Here is a 24,802-nt window from a genome sequence, read left to right as displayed (position 1 = left end):
TTTTGCACTTATTTGTTTTGCTCAACCTGCAAGGTTGTTCCGGTTAATCGTTTGTTTTTTAAAACCGGGATACACCTTACCAGATTGTATTTATACTGTTTCATTTAAATCAATTTAAACTAACGTATGCTTAGCTTTTCACAAGCTAAAAAGTGTGTACGCACTTTTTTGCCATTCCTATTATTCTTTGGTTGTTCTATGATAACATCCGCGCAAACCCCTATTTATAAGATCGATCTGAATCAGAGCGGCCGCTCCGATGCCGAAGTAAATGAATTAGGGTATATTTCCTGGACCCTGCCGGCTACTACAAAGGACACCGCCACGCTTTCACTGAGTGGCGGCGTAACGGTTAAACTAATACGAAAAGGACCTTATGGCGACAAGCTTAGTACCAACTGGTTCAAGAATATTATCGGGTCGCCAAACTATGCCCGGTTGTGTGGTGATGGTGTAAGGGTTAATAATGGCACCAGTGGCGCGCAAATTGAAATGCGCATCAGCGGATTGCCGGCCGGCCGTCACAGCATTCTTACGTACCATAATAATGTTGATAATCCACAGAACAACACTTTTGTTCCAATAGATATATACCTCGATGGGATGATGAAATACGATAACCTGGTAGCAGGCATTCGGGATTCCGTATTAGCCAGGGTACCTTATGCCTATATGTATGCCGATGCGCTGCCTGGTCAGGACATTGTAGTTTGGTACGTGGCCGATACCAGCTTTACAGCCAATAACAAGAATTTAATGATCAATGGTATTGAGATCAACAACGGTAATCCTCTTTACATGGCCCAAACGCCTGTTCCGGCAAATGGCGAAGAACATGTTGATTGTGATAACGGTTCTACGACCGTGGCCTGGACAAATGCATTCAATGCCGTTGCCAGTCATGTTTATCTCGGAACTGATTCTGCTACTGTAGCGACTGCCGGTATTGGTTCACCGGAATACCTGGGGCGTACTACTAATAACAATGTTGCCGTCAACAATCAATACAGTATGAACACCTATTATTGGCGGGTTGACCAGGAAGATGCCAATGGCGATATCAACCATGGCCATGTATGGTATTACCGTCCCCGGCAACTGGCATTTAAAGACGCAGAAGGGTATGGCCGCTTTGCCCGCGGTGGCCGAGGCGGAAAGGTAGTACATGTAACCAACCTGAACGATGCCGGTCCCGGTAGTTTGCGCGAAGCAGTTACCAATAATGTTGGTCCTCGTACCATTGTCTTTGACGTTTCCGGACTGATCACGCTGCAATCGCGTTTAGTGGTCAGCAATAATTATGTTACCGTTGCCGGACAAACTGCACCGGGCAAAGGCATCTGTATTCGCAGCGCACCCTTTGGCATGGGGGGCAACGATGTGATAGTACGGCATGTACGGGTACGGGTAGGCGCTGGCATTACTTATGATGGTATGGGGTTGAATGGCAACCACAGCATCATCGACAACTGTTCCATCAGCTGGACGATCGATGAGGGCTTTAGTTCCCGTGGTGCCAAAAATATCTCCTTGCAAAGGACCATGATTGCCGAAGCGCTTAATATAGCCGGCCACCAGAATTACCCGGCCGGTACCGCCCACGGCTATGCAGCCACTATCGGTGGCAACACGGGTAGCTTTCACCATAATTTGCTGGCGCATTGTGATGGCCGTAACTGGAGCATGGGCGGGGGACTCGACGGCAGTGCCTATTATGCAGGCGAACTGGATATTACCAATAATGTGGTGTACAACTGGTACGACCGTACCACCGATGGCGGGGCCCATGAAGTGAATTTTGTAAACAACTATTATAAACCGGGCGCTGCCTCTAAACTTTACGTTGCCATAACTGCCAACCATGAAGGCGTGGGGCTTGGCACCCAGCAATATTATGTGAGTGGGAATGTAATGCCTGGCTATTTTGATGAAACCACGCAAGATCTTGGTAAACGCATCAAGATAACAAATGGGGCTATTGTTAATTGGCAAACCTGGTTTACCTCGCCATTTTTCAATTCTTACGTTACCACCCAATCTGCCAAAGATGCGTACAAACAGGTATTGTCGAATGTAGGTTGTAATGAACCTGTTTTTGATGACCATGACATCCGGATGGTAAATGAAACGCTCAATGGCACCTACACTTATAGGGGCAGTATTTCCACCCTCCCTGGTTTGCCCGATAACCAGGCCGATGTAGGTGGCTGGGAAAATTATCCCGAAGAGCACCGGACTGCTACTTTTGATACTGATAACGATGGGTTGCCCGACTGGTGGGAAAACATAAAAGGGTTGAACAACAGTTCTGCTGCCAATGATTTTTCCGATGCCAATAACGATGCTGATCACAATGGGTTCACCCAGCTCGACGATTACCTGGAATGGATGGGTGGTCCACATTATTTTATGACACCCGACAATACTTTGTCAATTGATCTGAAAACACTGGCCCGCGGTTATACCAATAGTCCGGTGTTCACCACCGCTAATGTCGTGAATGGAGGTGTAGCGGCTGATCCAGCCAACCCCGGCACTGTGATCTTTACACCCACTGCGGCCGGACTGGCTTCATTTGCCTTTACTGTTACGGATGCAGAAGGCAGCACAATGACAAGAACAGTTAACATTCTGGCCGATGTCAATGCAACGCTGCCCGTATCGCTGGTAAATTTCCAGACAAAAAGAAAAGATGCCACCACTGTGGCAGTAAGCTGGGAAACAGAACAGGAAACCAATAACGACCATTTTGAAGTCCAACGCACCTTTTCGCCTGGTATTCCATTCACAACCATTGCTACCATTTCATCTAAGGCAAATAAGGGAAACAGTGCCGTAAAGTTAATGTATGAGGCGAAAGACCTGAACGATAACAATGACATATCCTATTACCGCCTGGTGCAAAAAGACCTCGATGGCAAATCAACATTCTCAGGAATAAGGACTGTAACCGGCAGCGATGTATTATTACAGGCCAAAGTTTGGCCAGTTCCATCAAAAGGCCGGTTCAGCGTTTTGTTCAATAATGCCAAGCCTATTACTGCCGTACGCATTTATAATATTGATGGAAAGGTGGTTGGAAAAGAAACCATCATCCAAAGCGGTGTAGTGAGATCATTTACGATCACCACCCCAGGTACCTATTTTATAAAAGGAATAGATAAAGAGACCGGGGAGGTGGTATTTACAAACAAGGTGGTGATTGAATAACCTTGTAGTCTCAACTAATTATTGCTGTACATTTTTATTATGGTTCACTCTTTTAGGCAATTTCCGTCCCCGGCGTTCCCGTCGGGGGCTTTTTATTTGATTCATTCTTTATCTTTGGTTCAAAGTTACCTGGCCCTGTACCCGTTTTAAATAACTGGGTATGTATACGCTGACTGTTTCTGAAAATATCTTGAAATTGGGACCACACAACGGCGTCAATATTCCATTACCGGCAGTGTAGTAATACTGGCGTCAAGGATAGAGCAATTGAATAAACAATTCGGTTCGCAATTGCTGGTTTCGGAAGACGTAATGCAGGTGATGGATAAGAAAATAGGTGCAGCTGCCACCAATTTCGGTTGTGTAGCCCTGAAGGGATGGCATAAGCCGGTTACGGTATATAAGTTGGCGTAATGTTACCCTCGTTCAAGTCTGAAGTACATCGGGATCTTTACCTTTGCCTTTACTTTTTTACCATCTTTTACAGCTGGCAGAAATTCAGGTTGGAATAAGGTTATTACCCGTATCGATTCCTGGTCAAGGGCTGGATAAACGCTTTTTTCAACCTGGTAATTGATGGCATTACCCTCCTCATCAAGCGTTACAGTCACTAATACAATACCCATTTTGTTATGGTCGATAGCCTTTTGGGGATACCGCATCGTCATATTGAGAAAAGATTGCCATTCCTTTATGGAGCGCAGCCATATCGGGTCCTGATCTGCTTTGCCTTCTATCCATTCTCCATCTGCAGACTGATACGAGTATGAAAAAGTGGAGTCAGGTTGCCGGATGATAAATTCATTTTTACTGAAATCGTATTGCAAGGTGATTTTACCATCATAATCAAAAAAAGTCCAGATACCTGTTCTTTTATTTTCAGCATAGGATTTCCAAGACATAAGCAATCCTCTTGAAGTGTGTCGTTGCCAGGTGCTGTCTTTTTTATCCATTATATAGTAGCCGCTGAGCACTACATTGCCATTTAAGTAGTGTTGGTAGAGTCCTTGTTTTACAGTTCTATTTTCTTTTAAAACAGAATATACCTTCCTTTCATTATTATATTTCTCACCTGTTTCAACGATCTCTTCTGTTTGTTGTGAAAATGATTTAATGGCTATAAATAACAGGATCAGTAAGGGGCCTACTGTCAATTTCATGAAAAGGGGTTTTGAGTAGGCGCAATTTAATAAAAATTAAACCTCGTTCATATTAAATGGCAGTTTTCTGATACGCTTACCCGTTAAATCAAATATGGCATTACACAACGCAGGTGCAAATGGGGGTAAGCCCGGTTCGCCAACGCCGCCGGGTTTTTCTTCATTCTCCATAATGTATACCTCTATGTCTGGCACATCCATTATACGTGGCATATGGTATTGGTGAAAATTGGTTTCAACAGCTTTGCCATCGGTAAAATGGGTTTCATGGGTAGTAGCAGCGCCCAGGGCCATTACAATACTGCCTTCCACCTGTGCCCTGATGATATCAGGGTTCACATACCAGCCACAATCCATTACGGCTACAATCCGGTCGATCTTTAATTTGCCATCTGGCTGTTTCGATACTTTAACGGCTTCCCCTACCATACTTTTAAAACATTCTGTGATGGCCATACCCCAACCGGAGTTTTTTTCACGGGTTCGCCAGCCGGTTTTTTCTTCAAGCATTTGCATAAGGGCTTCGGCACGTTCATCGCGTAGTTGCAGGCGATGGAAATCGAGTGGGTCTAATTTTGCGGCATGTGCCAGTTCGTCCATAAAACTTTCGTAGGCAAAACCATTGGTAGAGGCATATACCGAACGCCACCACATAACAGGAATAGGCGATTCGGTAGGTATATCAGAAAAGCTATAATGATCGAGCCCATTGATAAACACTTCGGGCAGGCCTTCGGTAGTGCTGCCATTGAAATTACTCTTATCGGCATGAGGCCATTGATGGTCCATATTCTGTGCCGCCATTTTTGTTTGAAAAGCAGTAATGCGCCCATTGTCACTTATGCCTGCCTTACATTCGTACACCGCGCCGGGGCGAAAAGGTCCCTGTGTCATATCATCCTCACGTGTCCATACAACCTGTACCGGGGCTTTTATTTCTTTTGAGATCAATACAGCCTCGGTAGTATAATCTGTAAAGGCTTTTCTGCCAAAACCACCACCGAGAAAAGTCATGTGAACGGTTATGTTTTCCATGGGCATTTTAAAGCGCTCGGCCAGGTCGCGCTGTATCCAGTCGGGCCCCTGAATAGGGCCCCAGACAGTAATTTGATCGTCCTTTACATCGGCTACACAATTGAGTGGTTCCATACAGGCATGAGCCTCGTAGGGCGTTTCATAAATGGCTTCCAGCTTCTTGGCGGCTTTATCGTAAGTGGCATCAAAATTACCACCCGTACGTTGCGACAGTCCGGGTTTCCTGAGGTCTTCTTTCATTCGGTTATATAAGGCGGCAGTATCCAGGTGTTCGAATCCGGTAGTATCCCACTCTACTTGTAACGCTTTACGGGCCTGCATGGCTGACCAGGTATTGTCAGCCACAATGGCTATGCCTTCCCGAAGGGTATCAAATACCGGCATTTGTACTTTAAAAACATGTTTCACCCCGGGCATGGTTTTTACGACGCTGTCGTTATAGGTTTTAACCTTTCCCAAAAAGTAAGGGCATCTTTCTACCACAGCATACAACATACCGGGTAATTTTTTGTCGAGCCCAAATTCCGCTTTGCCATTTACCTTGGGCGGCGTATCCTGCCGGGGTAATGGTTTGCCGATGATCGTATAATTTTTTCTTTCTTTGAGGGCTACCTGTTTGGGTGGCGTAAGTTTGGCAGCTTCTTCTACCAGTTCGCCATAAACGAGTTTTTTATTAGTAGGACGATGAATGACTTTTCCATCCAGCGCATAACATTCTGTAGCGGGCACACCCCATTTTTTTGCAGCGGCCTCCACCAGCATTTCGCGGGCAGTAGCGCCGGTCCTCAATAAATGTTTATAAGCCCCACGAACAGTAGAACTTCCGCCCGTGATCTGACTGCCGCCATATTTAGTTTGATGACCAGGGCCAAAGGCAATCGAAACCTTATCAAGCGATACTTCCAATTCTTCGGCGATCATTTGTGGAACTGCCTGAAAAGCGCCCTGGCCCATTTCGGCCCGGTGGTTAATTATATTAACCTTACCGGATTTGTCGATAGAAATAAATGCATTCAGCACAATGCCGAGGTCCTCGGCTGTTGCTGCAGTAAGGATGGTGCTTTCTTCTGCCAGGGCAGGAAAATAAAAACCTATGGTAAGGGCAGCGCTGGTAAATGAGGACAGCTTCAGGAAAGCGCGCCGGTTGATGGAATTTTTTTGTTGCATAACATAGTTTGGTTTAACAGGTGGAACAACTCGCCGCAGTGGGATCAGAAGCTTTTTGCCGGCGGCTGTTTCAACATTGCCGCTGCTTTATGAATGGCTTTACGAATACGGGGATAAGTCCCACAGCGACAGATATTTCCCTGCATAGCGAGGTCAATATCCCGGTCGGTAGGGTTGGGATTTCGTTTGAGCAAGGCCACTGCCGACATGATCTGTCCGCTTTGGCAATACCCGCATTGTGGTACCTGTTCCGCTATCCATGCCTGTTGTACTGCGTTTGTGTTATCGGAACTTATTCCTTCAATGGTTGTTATTTTTTGATTGCCTACTGCTGATACCGGCATGGAACAGGAACGAATGGCATTGCCATTAAGATGAACGGTGCAGGCGCCACACTGGCTCATGCCGCATCCATATTTTGTACCGGTCATATTCAACAGATCGCGCAAAACCCATAGCAGAGGCATTTTGGGATCAGCTTCTACGGCATGCATAGCGCCGTTGATACTGAGTTTGTAGGAAGCCATAATGTGGATGGTTTAGAATACAATTAAGTTACAACAAAGGCAAGGTGGCTTCCAACTTATTATTCTAATGGTAAAGGAATTATGCCCAACGCCGTTGGTCGAATTTGTATAAAATAATATTTGTCAACTGTTGTAACTTTAATAAAGCAGAAGTACTAAAATTTTTCCCATATGAAAGAAATTCAGGCCATTATACAGGCCTATGAGGAAGCGCAACAACAGGGCAAACAAACTGCCCTGGCTACCGTGGTGCATGTACAGGGGTCTTCATACCGCCGTCCAGGCGCCCGTATGTTGATTACCCAGGATGGTCAATTGACCGGCGCCATAAGCGGTGGTTGCCTGGAAGGCGACGCCCTGCGCAAAGCATTGCTGGTGATGGCGCAGCAGCAACCCATGCTGGTGACGTACGATACTACCGATGAGGACGACGCCAAACTGGGGGTAGGGCTGGGATGCGAAGGCATTATTCATATTGTAATAGAACCCATACAGCCCGCCTTGTCAGATAACCCCATTCAATTATTAAAGACTATTAGTGCTCAGCGGCAACATGCCGTGCTGGTGATGCTCTTTTCCCTGAACGACAGGCGGGAGGTACAACCAGGCACCTGTTTATTGCAATTGCCAGGTGAAACTGTAACAGCCCGTATGACGAATGAGGCTTTGCAACAGGCATTGACCACAGACGCCAAAACCGCTTTTATAAACCAGGTATCGGCTACTAAAACATATATCTCGGAAGGCAAACAATTCACCGCATTTATTGAATTGATAAAGCCTGCAGTATCAGTGGTTATAATCGGGGCCGGGAATGATGCCATTCCCGTGGCCCAAATGGCGCATTTGCTTGGCTGGCAGGTAACGGTTGCTGATGGCCGGCCAGCGTATGCTACAACTGCCCGCTTCCCTACGGCCAACAAGGTACTGGTTACCAAACCTGAAAATGTAGTGGAGCAGGTAATGCTGGATGCACAAAGCGTGTTTGTGCTGATGACCCATAATTACAATTATGACCTGAAAGTGTTACGGCAGTTGATCAGCCAGTGTATACCCTATATAGGCATGTTAGGCCCCCGAAAGAAGCTGGTGCGCATGCTTGATGAGTTGAAGTCCGATGGCATAGAACCTACTGCTGCACAACTGGCTACTGTATTTGGACCCGTTGGACTGAACATTGGGGCCGAAAACGCCGAGGAAATTGCATTATCCATTATTGCAGAAATTAAAGCAGTTATTGCGGGCCGGAACGGGGAATCGTTGCGCAACAGCGCCGATACCATTCACCCGCGGGTGGAGAAGGAAATTGAGGAAGTGAAAGTGAGTTGACCAGCTGGCCAGTTGACGAAAATCGCACCATTTTAACCAAATACAACATTTATAAATAGTTCGTTTAGGGAGGTGGATATGAGCATTTTTCACACCGATATTATAATTCTGGCTGCTGGCGCTTCTACCCGGTTAGGCCGCCCCAAACAATTACTGCCCTGGCAGGGCGTAACGTTGTTACAACATGCGGTGCAAACTGCTCTCACGGTAGCCGTGCAACCGGTGGTGGTGACCGGCGCCAATGGGGATCACCTGGCGGCGGCACTAGACCCCGGTCAGGTGAAACTGGTATTTAATCAAAACTGGCAGCAGGGGATCGCCTCGTCCATCCGGTGCGGCTTAAAGACCTTGCTGAACCGTACACCCGAGCCCGACCAGGTGATCTTTATGGTGTGCGACCAGCCATTTGTAACGGCCGGATTGTTACTTGACCTTATTAATGAACAGCAAAAAAGCCGCAAACCTATAGTCGCCAGCGCCTATGCCGGTACGCTGGGCATTCCTGCGCTTTTTGATAAGTCCCTGTTTTCGCAACTGCTTGATTTGCAGGGTGACACGGGGGCGAAGCGGTTGATTCAACAATATGGGGATGAAGTGGCCTCGGTTGCATTCCCGGAAGGAATGATCGATATTGATACCGAGGGTGAGTATAAAGAGTTGGTTAATAAGACAACTGATTAACTTGTAAAATAGTCGACTGATCAACTTCACTTCCCAATTCTGCCCTTTTTAAGTTAATTTTACTACTTCACCATACAGCAGGCTAATGTTAATTGATCAGTTCAACAGGGTGCACGATTATTTACGGATTTCACTGACCGACAATTGTAATTTTCGCTGCTTTTATTGTATGCCTGAGGAGGAATATGAGTTCACGCCCGCTTCCAAACTGATGCAGGCGAACGAAATTGAGGCAATTGCGAAAACCTTTGTTGGTCTTGGTGTAAAAAAGATCCGGCTTACCGGGGGCGAACCGTTGGTACGAAAAGATGCCGCCGAAATTATTCATGCCCTGTCGAAATTGCCAGTTACATTGACCATGACCACCAATGGCGCCCGCCTTCATGAATTTATTCCAACTTTAAAACAGGCCGGTGTTACGTCCCTCAATGTAAGTCTTGATACGTTACAGGCCGATAAATTTCAACTCATCACCCGCCGTGATCAATTTCAGCGGGTTTACGATAACATACACCTGTTGCTCGAAAACGACATTCGCGCCAAAGTGAACGTGGTGGCAATGAAGGAGTTCAACGACCAGGAGATCAATGATTTTGTTCGGTGGACGAAAGACGTTCCCGTACATGTGCGTTTTATTGAATTCATGCCCTTCCAGGGTAACAAGTGGACGAGCAACAAAGTGCTTACCTGGCAACAAATTTTACAGATCGTTGAAGCGGAGTTTTCATTCCTTCCCCTGAAAGATGAATTGAACGAAACTGCAAAAAAATATATAGTACCGGGGCATGCCGGTACCTTTGCCGTTATAAGCACTATGAGCGCACCTTTTTGTGGTACCTGCAACCGCATGCGCCTGACTGCTGATGGCAAAATGAAGAACTGTCTTTTTTCAAAAGAAGAAACCGATCTGCTCACCGCGTTGCGCAATGGGCAGGATATTATTCCCCTTATAAGCCAAAGTATTCATGCAAAGGCCAAAGAACTGGGCGGACAATTCAGCGCCGATTTTGAACATATTGAAGCCAGCGCTATTCAAAACCGCAGCATGATCACTATTGGAGGTTAATACCAGCATCATGATCTCTGTAATAGAAGCAAAAAATATGATCCGCGCCAATGCTACCGCATTGACGCCTGTGACCGTTCCATTACAACAAGCCGCTGGCCTGATATTGGCTGCCGACGTTTTTGCCGTCGCAGATATTCCCGCTTTCGATCAATCGGCCATGGACGGCTATGCGCTCTCATTTGCCGGTTTTGAATTGCATAAAACCCTGGCTATTCATGGTGAAGTGCCTGCCGGTGCGCCAGACTTATCACTGTTGCAACCAAACCAGGCTATGCGCATTTTTACCGGGGCCCCCGTACCTACCGGCGCCGATACGGTAGTGATGCAGGAAAAGGTACAGGTAAACAATGGTCAGTTGAATATTCTCGACGATCAGTTAATAACAGGAAGCAACGTGCGGTTAAAAGGTTCCGAAATAAAAGCCGGCGAACTGGTGTTATCAAAAGGAAAGAAACTAACGCCGGCGGCTGTGGGTTTTTTAGCTACCACGGGTGTTGCGGAAGTACTGGTATTTCCAACACCGGTCATGAGTATTATTGTAACCGGTAATGAATTACAGCAACCGGGCAAAACGTTGTTGCACGGTCAGGTATATGAATGCAACTCCTTTCAGTTGCGGGCTGCATTGCAGGGCTTGCAAATAGAGGAGGTACCGTTGTTTGAAGCAAAGGACGACCCACAGGTAGTAAAAGACACCTTGCAATATGCATTAGACAATAGTGATGTGGTGTTATTAACAGGTGGGGTGAGCGTAGGTAATTATGATTTTGTGCCCGAAGCAGCGGCCGCCTGTGGTGTAACCACCCTGTTCCATAAATTAAAACAACGGCCGGGGAAACCATTGTATGTGGGTAGAAAAGGAAACAAGTGGGTGTTTGGGTTACCGGGCAACCCATCATCGGTGCTTACCTGTTTTTATGAATATGTAGTAACAGCACTGGAACAGTTGATGCAGGTATCTCCTGTTTTAAAAACTATCCAGGTTCCCCTGTCTAAACCATATTCCAAGAATGCAACACTCACTTTTTTCCTAAAAGGTTATTACGATGGGCAAACAGTAGTGCCGCTGGATTCTCAGGAATCGTACAGATTGCGGTCATTTGCCATGGCCAATTGCCTGTTGTGTTTGCCAGAGGAAAAGATGGAATTTAGTGAAGGAGATTTGGTGGAGGTTCATATATTACCAGAGTAAAGTAATTTTGTGATATAAATCCTTAATATGCCGGTACAGGTCATTGTGTTTGGACAGCTAACAGATATTCTGGGGCATCAACCAGTTACCATGGAGGATGCGCCGGATACCAGTACGTTGATACAGCAGTTGAATCAACGCTACCCGGCATTGGTTAATGCGCCTTACATTATAGCGGTTGATAAGAAGATAGTGACAGGAAATACCACATTAACAGGTGGTAATACGGTTGCGTTGTTGCCGCCGTTTGCGGGGGGATGAGGTTGAAGTTAGTTGACCAGTTAACAAGGTGACGAGTTTGCCAATTTGCCATTCACGATTCACAAAAAACGAGCTCATGACTACAGAACGCAAGATCAAAAATATATTTACACAAGGACCCATTCCGGCTTCCTTTATTGCCGATAGTATTCAGAAGCACGATACAAAAACAAACATCGGCGGTCACAGTATTTTTTTAGGACAGGTACGTGCCGATGTGATAGATGGCAACAAGGTAGCGGCCATAGAGTATACAGCGTATGAAGAAATGGCTTTGGAAAAAATGCACCAGATACGTGAGGATATTTTTGCCAAATACCCGCTCGTATGTATGCATGTGCATCATAGCCTGGGCAAAATTGCCACCGGCGAGATCTGTTTGTTTGTATTTACTTCCGCTGCCCATCGCAAAGAAGCCATCGATGCCTGTACAGAAACCGTGGAAAGAATAAAGGCAGAATTACCCATTTGGGGCAAGGAGATTTTTGAGAATGAGTCGTACCAGTGGAAAGAGAATATATAATTAAAGAAGTGAGTTGTGAGTTGTGAATTGTGAATGGGCTCGCTCTATTCAGGAGACCTGAACATTAGCGAACTCACGAAAATTGTAGATGTCTGAGAATTTGGGAATCCACTCACAACTGACTATTCACAACTGACAATAAGCAATGAATAACATCACCAATAAAGTATCAAGTTTACGACAAGCAACAGCTACCGCAATCGTAAAAGTATCCAAACAAGAGACCATCGAGGCCATACAACAACGTAAAGTGCCCAAGGGCGATGTATTTGAGTTCAGCCGCGCTGCTGGTTTGCTGGCTATTAAAAAGACAAGTGATGTTATTCCCGATTGTCATCCCCTGCCGATAGAGTATGCAGCCATTACTCATGCCATTGAAGGATTGAATATCATCGTGACCGTAGATGTACATACCATTTATAAGACCGGGGTAGAAGTGGAAGCCATGCATGGTGCTTCCATAACTGCCCTCACTATGTACGATATGTTAAAACCCCTGGACAAAGGGATTGAGATCAGCACCATCAGGCTCGAAAATAAAAAAGGCGGCAAATCAGATTTTAAGGATACTTATCCCAAAGACCTGAAGTGCGCGGTGATCGTTTGTAGCGACAGCATTGCAGCTGGAAACAAAGAAGACCGTGCCGGGAAAGTGATCGTCCAAAAATTAAAGCAGTTCAATCTCACTGCCGGTTTATATATGATCATCCCTGATGAATTAACAGTTATTCAGGCAAAAGTAAAACAGTTGGTAAATGAAGGCTATAACCTCGTTTTATTTACTGGAGGAACCGGGCTTTCTCCACGCGATGTTACGCCTGAAGCCATTACACCGCTCCTTGACCGCACCATTCCCGGCATAATGGAAGCTGCCCGCCAGTACGGGCAACAACGCACCCCTTATGCAATGTTGTCACGCGGGGTGGCTGGTTTTATACAAAACACCCTTGTGATCACCCTGCCGGGTTCTACCAAAGGCACAGAAGAAAGTATGGATGCCCTGTTCCCATACATCTTCCATATTTTCCGCGTAGCAGAAGGAATGAGACATGATTAAAACAATGCTCATTGCTGGATGTAGGGATTGTGAGATTTACTTATTGTCGGATTGCCCACGAATGGGCAAATCCCGAAATCTCTAAATCAGAAATCTCCAAATAGAAGCCTCTTTGTAGAAAAAAAGCTACAATTACACCCTTTATGCAATATTGGTAACGCGTTGTTGCTGTGTGACCTTGGTATAGTATTTTGATATTTAAGGCAATTCTTCAATACTATCCACTTTTAAAACCTTAAGTTATGCACAGCAACCGTGATAAATTAATGAGCGCAGCCTCAGGACAAAGGTTAGCATCCGTTGTAGGAGGAATTATGTTAATTGGCAGTGCATTCAACAAAAATTCTTCCAGACGATTTTTAAAGGCCGCCGTTGGGTGTTTCTTAACCTACAAAGGAATTGCCGGCCGACGCTCATTTGGCGAAATGTATCGTTCCTTTGAAAAGGTATCAGCAGGCCGAACCCTCAATATCAGGGTGTCGATGGTCATAAATAAACCGCGGGAAGAAGTATATGTTATGTGGAGAAACCTAAGCAATCTGCCCCTGTTTATGAAACATCTGCAGGCCGTAGACGAACAGGATGAAATGTATTCGAACTGGATAATGGAACTCCCCGGTAAAATAGGTACGATGCAATGGCATGCAGAGATCGTGAAAGAACGTTATGGTGAAATGATCGCCTGGCAAAGCCTGCCGGGGTCATCTATAGATAATGCAGGTAAAATAGGTTTTCGCGATTCTCTGGGCGGACAAGGTACCACTGTTGATGTTGTATTCACTTACCATGCTCCTTTAGGAAAAGCCGGCGAACAAATAGCCCGGTTGTTTACACCAGTTACCAAACGCTTAATAGAAGAAGAAATAAGAGGATTTAAAAACTTTGTAGAGACCCACGAAACGATTTTGATTCCCCGATAGCGATTATTGGATTTTGAGATTTAGAGATTTTGAGATTTGTTTTGAGTTCAGCATAAAAATCAAATCCCAAAATCTCTAAATCCTAAAATCAGCTATACCTAATTCGGAACATATTGTTTCAGGTGTACTGAATCCTCAAAGAATGAGGTAAGGATCAGGATATCTTCAGGGCCACACAACTTCATACGCTGTACATCAAATACCGGGGCAATTACTTCAGGAGGTGCTGCAACCGGCAGCATACTATGGAGATTTTCCAGTAATCTTTTTTCGCTCAGCGCTTCTGTAGCTACCTGTTGCTCGGTTTGCGGCCAGATGTTTTCATACACTTCTTCCTCATATGTTTTACCCGACAGGAACAGGATAGGCACCAACTTGTTCACTTCACGTATTTTTCCCGCCAGTAAAAGATTGGAATCCGCGGATCTATTGTTGTCGAGTAATACAAGATCGGGGTTTTTATCAGCGTAATATTGCCAGGCTTCCGACGTATTCATACAATACCACACGCGATAACCAGCCTGCTGCAACACCCGTTTTACAAAAAGACCCAACACCAGATCATCCTCAGCCAGTAATATAGTAACAGGTTTCATAAAGAGTATAGTATTAATGACTTTTTCGAATATTAATTGTGTTACCTAACAAATTTTTTAAAAACAGGTTTTACGGTAAAGCGGGAAACCGGCATCAATAGGAGTTATTTAACATTACTATAAGAGATGTCTTTAAAATAAGACACCAATCCTTCCATGTTAACCTGCAATACAATGGTTTTATTATTGTTTGTTAGTTCCACAAAATAGTTGTCCTCATCTTCAAACGAATTACCATATAAGATCATATCACTGTTGTTGTACTCGTTATCATCAAACAGGATAACCGTTTGTGGGGTGTAATCCTTATAATATTTTTCTATCTCTTTTTGAGCACTGGCAGGAAGATCTGAGAAGCTGGCGGGTGTAGTAGTGCCAATAAGCGTATTAGTAAAGTCATAAAAGGCTTTCATCTCTTTCCCGTTCAAAGTAAAAGAGGCTTCTTCAAAGGTGGTCCGCTTCCAGTTCACATTGGTTGCTTTAGGAAAATCAACCATAAATTGCTGTGCTGTCATGTAGTTGGGCGTAATGGCTGCTTTCTCCCTTTTTATCAATCTGTTCTCTTCACGTTGGGCCTTACTTGTTTTGTGTAGAATAAATCCTGCGGGTTCATTATAAACCATTTCGTCTTGTGCAAATGTGGTCGTAGCGGTAAATACCAGCAGACTACCGATAATAATTACGTTTTTCATACTTAAAATTTTTAACGTCAATATTGATATTTAGTGAGTATATGACGGCAGTAATTGGTAGGGTGTGCTGTGGATGCTGCCGATTAACGGGGCAATAACTGATGTTAATGGAAAGCACGAGGTGAGGTATAAAACAAAAAGTGCACTACATAAGCAGTGCACGTAAAAAAAATAAAATTCCCACTATTATAGGTGCGATAAGTGCGGCATCAAATGTTTGCGCATGGCATTGGGATATGCTTCAGGATTGTTATCATATAATATTTTAACCAGATCAGCATGGGTTACCGAGCCAACAGAAGTATGATCGAGCTTTGATTCATATTCCACTACATACTCAAATACCGGCATCAGAATATCCTGGAAACGTTTTAAGGTTTCATTACCGGCCATATCATATAAAGTAGAGTGGAAGTCAACCTCACAACGGATGCGTTCAATTTGTGTGGTGGCTTTTTGTTCGCGTTCAACTATGGCATCGAGTTTTTTCATGTGTTCTTCCGATTTTCGGCGGAACAACAGATCTCCTAACCCAACCTCCAGCACTAACCGTAGTTCAAACAATTGTTTGCGAACATGTTCATCTAATATAGTAGGGTGAATGATCAGCTCAAGCCCTTTCATTACATCAGGCTGGGTTAGTATCATACCTCTTTTCTTTCGCGATTCAATCATCCCTAACATACGCAGGCGGCTGAGCGCTTCCCGCACTACGTTTCTGCTTACGCCCAGGGCCTGGGCTATTTCCGTTTCTTTTGGAATGGGATCACCCGGTTTTATAGATCGTTTAATGATGTACTCGCGCAGGTGGTTCTCCACCTGGTCGGCCATCGTGGTATAGGCGATAGGCTTCAGTTTAAAAAGGTCTTTGTCAATGCTCATATTGTCAAAAATAATAAAAAATTACCTGAATATGTAATACTTAATAGGGTTGCTGTTTTTTAATAGGAAAACCATTTATCCCCATTTACACAATCGTTTGCGTAACTGGGCAGCAAAGCAACCTTTAGAGCTGCTTGCCGAGCAAAAGATCCTTGTGTGGTTCGAAGTAATTTTAGTTGTATAAGATATTGAAATGATGCATTCTATACATTAAACACGCAGGAGGGACACTCCGTGTTCCAGACCTCTTCTATAGGCAGAAAACAGGCTACAAAGTTATCATGGGTAAATTGACACCCAAAATTATTTGGTTTAGATAGCAATAGTTCTATATTTGTAATATGTAGGACATAACTACCTATTGTACGTATTGCAAAACTAACGTCAAGCCATTTATGAAAAAGACTCTTACCTGGTTACTCACTGGTTGCTGGTTAATGATTAGTATCACTTCATTTGGGCAGTCGAATCCCGTGGTATCGGGGACTGTAAAAACGGCCTCCTCCGAAAAATTATCGAATGTCACTGTTACCGTAAAAGGAACGAACAAAGCTGTTGTTACCGATAACAGTGGCCATTTTGTACTCAGCGTAAGTTCGTTGAAGGATACGCTGGTATTTTCTTATATAGGTACCCAACCCAAAGAAGTGCCTATCAACGGACAAACAATAGTGAATACTTCGCTGGATGCCGAGGCCACATCCCTTAGCGATGTAGTAGTGGTTGGGTATATGACCCAAACAAAGAATAAAACAGCCGCTGCCGTATCTAAGCTGGCGGCTGAAGAAATGGTTAATACCCCCAACCCAAACCCGGTGCAGGCTTTACAGGGGAAACTGGCCGGTGTTTCGGTGCCTATTGTGAACGGACAACCAGGTTCGGGGGCTAATAATATCCTGATACGCGGTGGAACCAAGCTTAATTCTTATGGTACAGGGGTGGGAACCAGTGGCGGAAATGCCAATAGTAATGTTGACATATCTGACCCGTTGGTAGTGATCGATGGCGTATTCCGTTCTTTAAACGATATAAATCCCGATGACATTGAATCCTTCCAGGTGATGAAAGATGCTGCGTCCACTGCGGCCTATGGCGCGCGTGGTGCAAATGGCGTAATAGTAATTAAAACCAGATCGGGTAAGTTTAATGCAAAGCCAACTGTTACTGTTAATTATCGCCGCAACTATGACACCCAGATGCGCGATTACGACTATCTAAGTGCTAAAGATTACCTTACACTTGCCCGCACCACAGTAAAAAATACCGCTGATGCGCTTAATAAAGACAATCTGCTGAACAAAGGTGGCTTTTCCGCAGGTACTACTGTTTTCACTCAAAAAGGACAATATAGCAATTCCATCAACTTAACTGCTTTGTACGACAATATTGTGGCAGTGGAAGGGCAGGAATATGTAGATAATTTATTAACTAAGGGATGGGAAGTAATGGATGATCCCATTAATCCGGGGACCCGATTGTTGTATACCGACAATCACTACCAGGATATGTTATGGAATACCGGGGTTACCGATAACTTCAACGCCAGTGTGAATGGTGGTGGTGATAACGCCAACTATAATGTGTCGCTGGGTTATGTAAACCAGGGCGGTATTTTTGTGGGCACCAACTACAAACGCTATAATGCATTGGGCAACTTTGGTTTCAAGGTTTCCAAAAATTTCAAACTGGATGCCTCGGTGACTTACCAGAACGTAGTTCCCAACTATGTGGAATCTTATACCAACGACCTGGTGCGGGCTACCCGCATTACTCCTCTTATCCGTATTTTCCGTGACGATGATACACCCACGTTTGGAGAAGTAACAAGTACCCGCAACCGTTTTCATACGCTGAAATACGACGATACCCGGGTGAACACCGAACGGATGATCTCGCGGTTGGCAGGAGATGTTACCATTACTAAAGGCCTGCATTTCAGACCGGCTGTTTCCTATGTATTGGAAGACTACCGGAATATGTTGTCTAGAAAAGCTTATCCCGGCAGCGTACAATTATCTACAAGCCGGCAGAAATACGAGAATACCAATAATATCCGCCAGTTGATGATCGACCAGATCCTGCAGTATGATCATTCTTTTGGCAGTCATAACCTGAGCGTGTTGGCCGGTTTTAACTATACCCGCTACCGGGAGAATGAAATAAAAATAGGGTCACAGCGGGCTACCAGTGATTATGTATATACCATAGAAGAGCCAACCACCACTATCGTCAACGATCAGATCGTTACCAACGTGACTGATTTAAGTACCACTTTGGTTGACAAACGGTCTGCCAGTTATTTTGGCCAGTTCAGTTATGACTATGACAGCAGGTACCTGTTAAGCGGTTCATTGCGGTATGATGGCTTCTCTTATTTTGCGCCTGGCAATAAGTATGCTTTGTTCCCTGCCTTATCGGTTGGCTGGAACATCCACAATGAAACTTTCTGGAAAAGCCAATATGTAAGTGCTTTGAAACTGAGAGCGAGCTGGGGCAGCGCCGGTTTGAACGACCTGAAAGTGGGTGATACTTATGGAAGCTATGTTGGTACCACCTATGCTCAAACCTCCGGCATTGTGCGTGAGAATCTTGCCAACCGGAATTTGAAGTGGGAGTCTACGCAAACAACTGATCTGGCTGTTGATGCCGGATTCATGAAAAACCGGATCATGCTGACGGTAGATTTTTACAACAAGCTGACCAACGACAGACTGGCTTCCAGACCACTACCATTGGAAGGGCCATTTGCCTCGGTGGTTTATAACAACGGATCATTACGGAACAGGGGTGTTGAAGTAGAATTATCCGCCACTGTTTTTAAATACAAGGAATTTACATGGAAAACCAATTTCTCATTTGCATTTAACCGCACCATTGTTGTGGACCTGCCAAACAATGGACGGGCCAAGAACCGTCAATTTGGTGGCACCGTATATGATCCTGCTTCAAAGAGTGAAATTGAAGTAGGTGGTTTTGCCGAGGGCGAGCGGCCGTATAGCCTGTATGCATTCAAAGTTGATGGTATTTTTTCAACCGATGCAGAAGCTGCTGCCTGGGGTAAAAAAGACCTGATGGCTTCTCCTGATGGTCAAAAAACAGGTAAGCATGCGGGTGATTATATTTGGGCCGATCTCAATGGCGATAATATCATCGACAGCCGCGACATGGTGTTTATGGGGTATCGTGCGCCCGACAAGATCGGTGGTATGCAGAACACTTTCACCTTTAAAAGCCTCACCCTGCGTTTTGCCATGGATTATGCACTGGGGCATGTGATCAGCAACGGTGCGTTGGCCCGTTCACTGGGACAGGGCAGGGCATTCAATGAAGGCGCACCGGCAGAAGCATTGGGTAACGATATCTGGAAACAACCCGGTGATGTAGGAAAGAAATACGCCCGTTTCTCTTTTGCTGATTATGATTTTGGGCAGCGTAACTATATCCGTCAGGTTACTACAGTAGGTACTAATAATTCTTATGGGGTTGATGTAAGCACCATGTTCGAAAAAGGCGATTTCCTGGCCTTCCGGGAAATATACCTGGGTTACGAACTACCAAAAGACCTGGTGAGAAAAACACGTTTGGGAGGCATCAATGTTTTCGGCAGTATTTATAATATAGGTTATCTCACCAAATACAAAGGGGTGAATCCCGAGACGTATACCGGGTTTGATGCGATCGGTTATCCGCGTCCCCGTCAGTTTTCATTGGGCGCTACTGCGCGGTTTTAGTACAACCTATTCATAACGATTGTAATTACAGAATATGAACAAATTATTTCTTCTTTTTATAGGCTGCTGGTTGCTGTTGATAGGGACCAGTTGTGAAAAGTTAGTAGAATCCAAAACCGAGTCATCCATTACCGATGATGAATATTTTCAAAATGAAAACGATTTTGAGCCGTATGTGGTGGGAATATATATGTACCTGCGGGGTTCTGCAAAGGTAGGTCCGCAGAATATCACTGGTATTGCCAACAATATTACTTTTGGTACTGAGCGGGGTGAGGAACTGATCTCTGCACTCAATTCACGCTTTGGCCAGGCCTGGACACAGAATATTTCTCCTACTTCAGGTGCCTTCGATTACACCAACTGGTATAAAGCCATTGGTAATTGTAACCTGTTACTCGCAAAAATTGAGAATTTTCCCTTTGCCAATGAGAACAACAAAAAGCGGGTGATGGCGGAAGCTTACAATTTGCGCGCTTATATCTATTTCAGTTTGGTACGCATTATTGGCGACGCCCCCATCATGCTACAGGCCATCAACAATAGTAGTGACAGTATACCGCAATTACCACGATCAAAAGCTACTGATGTAATGAAACAGATCGTTGCAGATCTGGATATGGCGATCAGTTTGTACCCGGCAAAAACCATTTCCAGTAAATACCGTTTTTCTTATGCATCGGCACAGGCATTAAAAGCAGATGCCAAATTGTGGAGTGCAAAAGTATTGGGTGGTGGTGCCAATGATTTCAACGACGCCATCACCGCACTGGCCGAGGTGGAGAAAACAACTGGTTTAGCCCTGCGTACCGATTTTAAAGAAGTAACAACCGTGCGCGCCAATAGCGAGGTTATTCTGGCAGCTTATTTTAACCGCGATGAATGCGGCGCCAATTATGGCCTCAATGCCCTTCCTTATCAAACCGGTATTACCGGTGCTGTTAATATCGACAGTTTGCCCTATTGTATCACAACTTCAAACGGTCAGGGCGCTTATCAGATCAGCACCAAATCAAAAGCCCTGTTTGCCAGTGGTGACAAACGCATTCCATATACCTGGGTTACTGAACGCCAGCCTACTACATTTAAAATTTCCTGGATCACCAAATTACCCGGAAACAAGTACCCGGACGATAGGGTATCTGACAACGACATTATCATGTACCGCCTGGCTGAGATTTATCTGATGGAAGCGGAAGCTTATGCAGGGATCAGCAATACAACAAAAGCGATCGATTACCTGAATAAGACCCGTAACCGCGCTGGGATTGGAGCTTATATCGGTGGCGCCGACAAAGCAAGTGTAGAAAGGGAGATCCTGGATGAGCGTGGCCGTGAGTTGTTCTTTGAGAACAAACGCTGGTACGATCTGGTGCGTTTTCATAAAGGAGGAACTATTGATGTGTATACCTACGTTCCAAACCTGGTTGGAAAAACAACTCCATTGTTCTGGCCGCTGGCTGCCAACGTAATGGCCAACAATGGCCAGTTACTGCAAACAGATGGCTATTAATGAAGGCAAAGGTGAAAAAAGATTTTAGTAAAGAATAAATGTATCATGGAGCCATTAAAAGCCGTAGAAATTAGAGGTAATTGGGCTACTTTATTAATACCCATTAATAATGATGACAGCATCAATTACCAGTGCCTCTCAGCAACGATCGATACCCTGATTGCCATGCAGGTAAATGGGATTTATTCAAATGGAACGGCCGGTGAGTTTTATAACCAAACCGAAGATGAGTTTGATACCATCAGTCAGCTCCTGGCTCACAAATGCAACGCGGCCCGAATGCCTTTTCAGATCGGCGCCTGCCATACCAGTCCGGTAATGGCGCGGGAAAGGGTGAAACGGGCGGCTGCCCTGCAACCAGGCGCTATACAGGTTATTCTGCCCGATTGGTCGGCGCCTTCCATGCCGGAAGTGATCAACTATCTGCGGGTTTTAACCGAAGTGGCTGCACCGGTACCATTGGTGCTGTACAATCCGCCTCATGCAAAAAAGCGTTTGATCCCTGAAGAATTCTTTCAACTGAAAGAAGCTGGCATTAACCTGGCAGGTTGCAAAACAGTAGGAGGGGAGGCGCAGTGGTATATAGCCATGAAAAAATGGGCGCCGGAGTTATCATTATTCGTGCCTGGACATCACCTGGCTACCGGGGTTAGTTTGGGCGCGCATGGTGCCTATTCAAATGTAGCTTGTATACATCCGGTAGCTGCCCAACTATGGTACAACCTGATGTTGACAAACATGCCAAAGGCGTTGCACATAGAAAAAGGTATTCAGCTTTTTATGAGCCAGTATATACAGCCATTTATCAGTACCCGGGGATATAGCAACCAGGCGGCTGATAAACTGCTGGCAGCCATTGGCGGATGGTCAAACACAGGTACACGTTTACGCTGGCCTTACATTGGCATCGATGACAGTGAGGTAGCCAAACTGCGCCCCATCGCGCATGAATTGATGCCGGAGTTTTTTGCATTGCCCGCCGAAGCCCTGGCGAAGGAGGGCAGCGGGAGGCTTGGAATTTAAAGTAGATTACACTATGCTAAGAATTGTAAATTATTGCTGGCTGATTGGTTTAATTACGTTTGTTTGGTTGCCTGTTTGTGCCCAGACAAAACCCGACACCCTGTCGCTGTTTGTGTCTGGCACGAATGGGTATAAAAGCTACCGCATCCCGGCCATTGTAACTACTACCAAAGGCACGCTGCTGGCTTTTTGCGAAGGCAGAAAGAACAATGCAGCCGATGCCGGTGATATTGACCTGGTGTTAAAACGTTCTACCGATGGCGGTCGTACCTGGAGCGCGCAGCAGGTTATCTGGAACGACAGCACCAATACCTGCGGCAATCCTTGCCCGGTAGTGGATGAAACAACCGGTACCATTTGTTTATTGAGCACGCATAACCTGGGCGATGACAAAGAAGGCGATATTATAAAGAAATTAAGCCGTAGTACCCGTACTGTATGGATCACCAGAAGTAATGACGATGGGTTGACCTGGTCAGCTCCCGAAGACATTACCGCTACCACCAAGAAAAAGGAATGGGGCTGGTATGCTACTGGTCCCGGCATTGGCATACAAATAAAATACGGTCCACACAAAGGGCGCCTCGTAATACCTTGTGATTTCAGTTACGACGATTCTACCACCATTCCAAAGGAAGGCCATCCAGCTATGGGTTCGCATAGTATTTATAGTGATGACCATGGTGTTACCTGGAAGCTGGGCGGTACTATTACGCCTAAAATGAATGAATGCCAGGTAATAGAAGTCGCAGATGGCAATGGCACATTGCTGATGAACATGCGTTCCTATTTTCAACGCAACTGCCGCGCACAGGCCATTAGTTACGATGGTGGCATTACCTGGACGGCCCCCGTTGATGTGCCAGCGCTGATGGAACCTGTATGCCAGGCCAGTATTGTTCGGTATGTGTGGCCCAATAAAAGAACAAAAAGTACTATGCTGTTCCTGAACCCTGCTTCTGCAAAACGATTAAATATGACCATCAGGGCAAGTTATGACGATGGACAAACCTGGCCCATTGTCCGTACCCTATATGCAGGACCATCAGCCTATTCCTGCATGACCATTTTGCCAAATGGAACTATTAATTGTTTATACGAGGCAGGGATTAAAAATCCTTATGAAACCATCATTTTTCAAAAACTGATAGCCAAAGAACTGTTGATTAAGTAAAACAAAAAATAATGAGCACACACATGAGTCATCTCAGCGGACTGATATCTGCACCCTTTACCCCGATGAATCCCGATGGAACCATCAACTTTAGTAAAGTACCCGATGTTGTGAACCTGTTAATTGATAATAAGGTAAAGGGTATGTTTGTTTGTGGCAGTACCGGCGAAGGCCCGTCCCTGACTACGGAAGAAAGAAAGCAACTGGCAGAAGCATTTGTGAAAGCAGCCAATAAAAGATTACTGGTATTTGTGCATGTGGGCCATAACAGTATTACGGAAGCACGGCAACTGGCGGCCCATGCGCAGCAAATTGGTGCCGATTATATCTCCGCAACGCCTTCAACATATTTTAAAGTAGATTCCATTGATCTGCTGGTGCAATGTCTGCAGGAAATTTCGAAAGGCGCCCCCGCCTTACCATTGTATTACTACAACATTCCAGCGTTGACAGGTATCAGTCTCGATATGGTGAAGCTGCTTGAAAAGGCAGGACAGTCCATCCCTACATTTGCCGGGATCAAATACACTGCCCCATTGATCCACGATTACCAGGCCTGTATTAACTTCGATAGTCACAAATACGATATTTTATACGGTACCGATGAAATGTTGCTGGGCGCGCTGGCTACCGGCGCCAAAGGCTTTATTGGAAGTACCTACAACTTTGTGGCGCCGCTGTACAATGCCCTGATAGAAGAATTTAAAAAAGGTAATTTGGCTGAAGCACAACGATTGCAATATATTTCGGTTGAAATGGTACGGGTGATCGTAAAACATGGCGGGTTACGGGCACAAAAAGCCATGATGAAACTGATCGGCCTCGATTGTGGTAATGTGCGTTATCCGTTGAATCCGTTTAAAGAGCAGGAATACAAAGTACTGGAGACCGATCTCAGAAGTATCGGTTTCTTTGATTGGATCTGTAAACCGAAGGAGAATAAAATGAGTGGGGTTAACCTGTAAGTTTGTAACATAAATGTAGTAAGAAACTGAAGTAGGAAGTATGAAGTAAGAAGAGTGATACATAGTACACTTCTTACTTCTTATCTCCTACATCT

At 45.1% G+C, this 24,802-nt stretch carries 21 protein-coding genes; 15 read left to right on the top strand and 6 right to left on the bottom strand.

Annotated elements, in window-relative coordinates; translation table 11 throughout:
• Positions 1–126: 126 nt before the first annotated feature.
• Both J7I42_RS31730 and J7I42_RS31725 read left to right on the top strand, forming a co-directional pair.
• Positions 127–3,210, top strand: a complete 3,084-nt coding sequence (locus J7I42_RS31730; RefSeq protein ID WP_209143926.1) for a T9SS type A sorting domain-containing protein — start codon at positions 127–129, stop codon at positions 3,208–3,210.
• A gap of 267 nt (positions 3,211–3,477) precedes the next feature.
• Positions 3,478–3,624 carry a nucleotidyl cyclase domain-containing protein gene (locus J7I42_RS31725; RefSeq protein WP_378573186.1) on the top strand — a complete coding sequence of 49 codons (147 nt, stop codon included), beginning with the start codon at positions 3,478–3,480 and terminating at the stop codon, positions 3,622–3,624.
• 2 nt (positions 3,625–3,626) lie between these two features.
• Here J7I42_RS31725 and J7I42_RS31720 read toward each other — a convergent pair whose 3' ends face one another.
• From J7I42_RS31720 to J7I42_RS31710, 3 genes are read right to left on the bottom strand one after another with little or no spacing between them, the layout of a single operon-like run.
• Positions 3,627–4,370 (bottom strand): energy transducer TonB, encoded by a 744-nt coding sequence (locus J7I42_RS31720; RefSeq protein ID WP_209143923.1) that lies wholly within the window; start codon positions 4,368–4,370, stop codon positions 3,627–3,629.
• A 36-nt stretch (positions 4,371–4,406) separates the two neighbouring features.
• Entirely contained in the window at positions 4,407–6,572 is a 2,166-nt protein-coding gene (locus J7I42_RS31715) for a xanthine dehydrogenase family protein molybdopterin-binding subunit (RefSeq protein ID WP_209143921.1), read from the bottom strand.
• Positions 6,573–6,616: 44 nt separating this feature from the next.
• Positions 6,617–7,099, bottom strand: coding sequence for a (2Fe-2S)-binding protein (locus tag J7I42_RS31710; protein ID WP_209143919.1), 483 nt, complete (start codon positions 7,097–7,099; stop codon positions 6,617–6,619).
• A 171-nt stretch (positions 7,100–7,270) separates the two neighbouring features.
• Here J7I42_RS31710 and J7I42_RS31705 point away from each other — a divergent pair, with 171 nt between their 5' ends.
• From J7I42_RS31705 to J7I42_RS31670, 8 genes are all read left to right on the top strand, one after another.
• A complete protein-coding gene (locus J7I42_RS31705) occupies positions 7,271–8,428 on the top strand; it encodes an XdhC family protein (RefSeq protein WP_209143917.1) in 1,158 nt (385 codons plus the stop codon).
• A 78-nt stretch (positions 8,429–8,506) separates the two neighbouring features.
• The gene (locus J7I42_RS31700; protein ID WP_209143915.1) at positions 8,507–9,109 is read left to right on the top strand and encodes a nucleotidyltransferase family protein; all 603 of its coding nucleotides are present in this window, start codon (positions 8,507–8,509) and stop codon (positions 9,107–9,109) included.
• Positions 9,110–9,194: 85 nt separating this feature from the next.
• Complete coding sequence (gene moaA, locus J7I42_RS31695) at positions 9,195–10,175, top strand: GTP 3',8-cyclase MoaA (protein WP_209143913.1); 981 nt, start codon at positions 9,195–9,197, stop codon at positions 10,173–10,175.
• 10 nt (positions 10,176–10,185) lie between these two features.
• Positions 10,186–11,370 carry a molybdopterin molybdotransferase MoeA gene (locus tag J7I42_RS31690; protein ID WP_209143911.1) on the top strand — a complete coding sequence of 395 codons (1,185 nt, stop codon included), beginning with the start codon at positions 10,186–10,188 and terminating at the stop codon, positions 11,368–11,370.
• A gap of 27 nt (positions 11,371–11,397) precedes the next feature.
• Complete coding sequence (locus tag J7I42_RS31685) at positions 11,398–11,631, top strand: MoaD/ThiS family protein (protein WP_209143908.1); 234 nt, start codon at positions 11,398–11,400, stop codon at positions 11,629–11,631.
• A gap of 76 nt (positions 11,632–11,707) precedes the next feature.
• A complete protein-coding gene (locus J7I42_RS31680; protein WP_209143906.1) occupies positions 11,708–12,154 on the top strand; it encodes a molybdenum cofactor biosynthesis protein MoaE in 447 nt (148 codons plus the stop codon).
• A 145-nt stretch (positions 12,155–12,299) separates the two neighbouring features.
• Positions 12,300–13,211 carry a bifunctional molybdenum cofactor biosynthesis protein MoaC/MoaB gene (gene moaCB, locus J7I42_RS31675; protein ID WP_209143904.1) on the top strand — a complete coding sequence of 304 codons (912 nt, stop codon included), beginning with the start codon at positions 12,300–12,302 and terminating at the stop codon, positions 13,209–13,211.
• A gap of 242 nt (positions 13,212–13,453) precedes the next feature.
• On the top strand, positions 13,454–14,131 hold the full coding sequence (locus J7I42_RS31670; protein WP_209143902.1) for an SRPBCC family protein: 678 nt from the start codon (positions 13,454–13,456) through the stop codon (positions 14,129–14,131).
• A gap of 98 nt (positions 14,132–14,229) precedes the next feature.
• Here J7I42_RS31670 and J7I42_RS31665 read toward each other — a convergent pair whose 3' ends face one another.
• From J7I42_RS31665 to J7I42_RS31655, 3 genes are all read right to left on the bottom strand, one after another.
• Complete coding sequence (locus J7I42_RS31665; protein ID WP_209143899.1) at positions 14,230–14,727, bottom strand: response regulator transcription factor; 498 nt, start codon at positions 14,725–14,727, stop codon at positions 14,230–14,232.
• A gap of 104 nt (positions 14,728–14,831) precedes the next feature.
• The gene (locus tag J7I42_RS31660; RefSeq protein ID WP_209143896.1) at positions 14,832–15,419 is read right to left on the bottom strand and encodes a hypothetical protein; all 588 of its coding nucleotides are present in this window, start codon (positions 15,417–15,419) and stop codon (positions 14,832–14,834) included.
• A 186-nt stretch (positions 15,420–15,605) separates the two neighbouring features.
• Positions 15,606–16,301 carry a FadR/GntR family transcriptional regulator gene (locus J7I42_RS31655; RefSeq protein ID WP_209143893.1) on the bottom strand — a complete coding sequence of 232 codons (696 nt, stop codon included), beginning with the start codon at positions 16,299–16,301 and terminating at the stop codon, positions 15,606–15,608.
• 395 nt (positions 16,302–16,696) lie between these two features.
• Here J7I42_RS31655 and J7I42_RS31650 point away from each other — a divergent pair, with 395 nt between their 5' ends.
• Genes J7I42_RS31650 through J7I42_RS31630 form a run of 5 tightly spaced genes read left to right on the top strand, consistent with a single transcriptional unit; the run spans position 16,697 to position 24,707 of the window.
• Positions 16,697–20,032, top strand: coding sequence for a SusC/RagA family TonB-linked outer membrane protein (locus tag J7I42_RS31650; protein WP_209143891.1), 3,336 nt, complete (start codon positions 16,697–16,699; stop codon positions 20,030–20,032).
• A 34-nt stretch (positions 20,033–20,066) separates the two neighbouring features.
• Positions 20,067–21,545, top strand: coding sequence for a RagB/SusD family nutrient uptake outer membrane protein (locus J7I42_RS31645; RefSeq protein WP_209143889.1), 1,479 nt, complete (start codon positions 20,067–20,069; stop codon positions 21,543–21,545).
• Positions 21,546–21,590: 45 nt separating this feature from the next.
• Positions 21,591–22,568 (top strand): dihydrodipicolinate synthase family protein, encoded by a 978-nt coding sequence (locus tag J7I42_RS31640; protein ID WP_209143887.1) that lies wholly within the window; start codon positions 21,591–21,593, stop codon positions 22,566–22,568.
• Positions 22,569–22,581: 13 nt separating this feature from the next.
• Positions 22,582–23,742 carry a sialidase family protein gene (locus J7I42_RS31635; RefSeq protein ID WP_209143885.1) on the top strand — a complete coding sequence of 387 codons (1,161 nt, stop codon included), beginning with the start codon at positions 22,582–22,584 and terminating at the stop codon, positions 23,740–23,742.
• An 11-nt stretch (positions 23,743–23,753) separates the two neighbouring features.
• Entirely contained in the window at positions 23,754–24,707 is a 954-nt protein-coding gene (locus J7I42_RS31630) for a dihydrodipicolinate synthase family protein (protein ID WP_209143883.1), read from the top strand.
• Positions 24,708–24,802: the final 95 nt, after the last annotated feature.

This window comes from Niastella soli, assembly GCF_017742245.1.
Taxonomy (GTDB): Bacteria; Bacteroidota; Bacteroidia; order Chitinophagales; family Chitinophagaceae; genus Niastella; species Niastella soli.
This window is presented reverse-complemented; position numbering and strand designations above follow the sequence as displayed.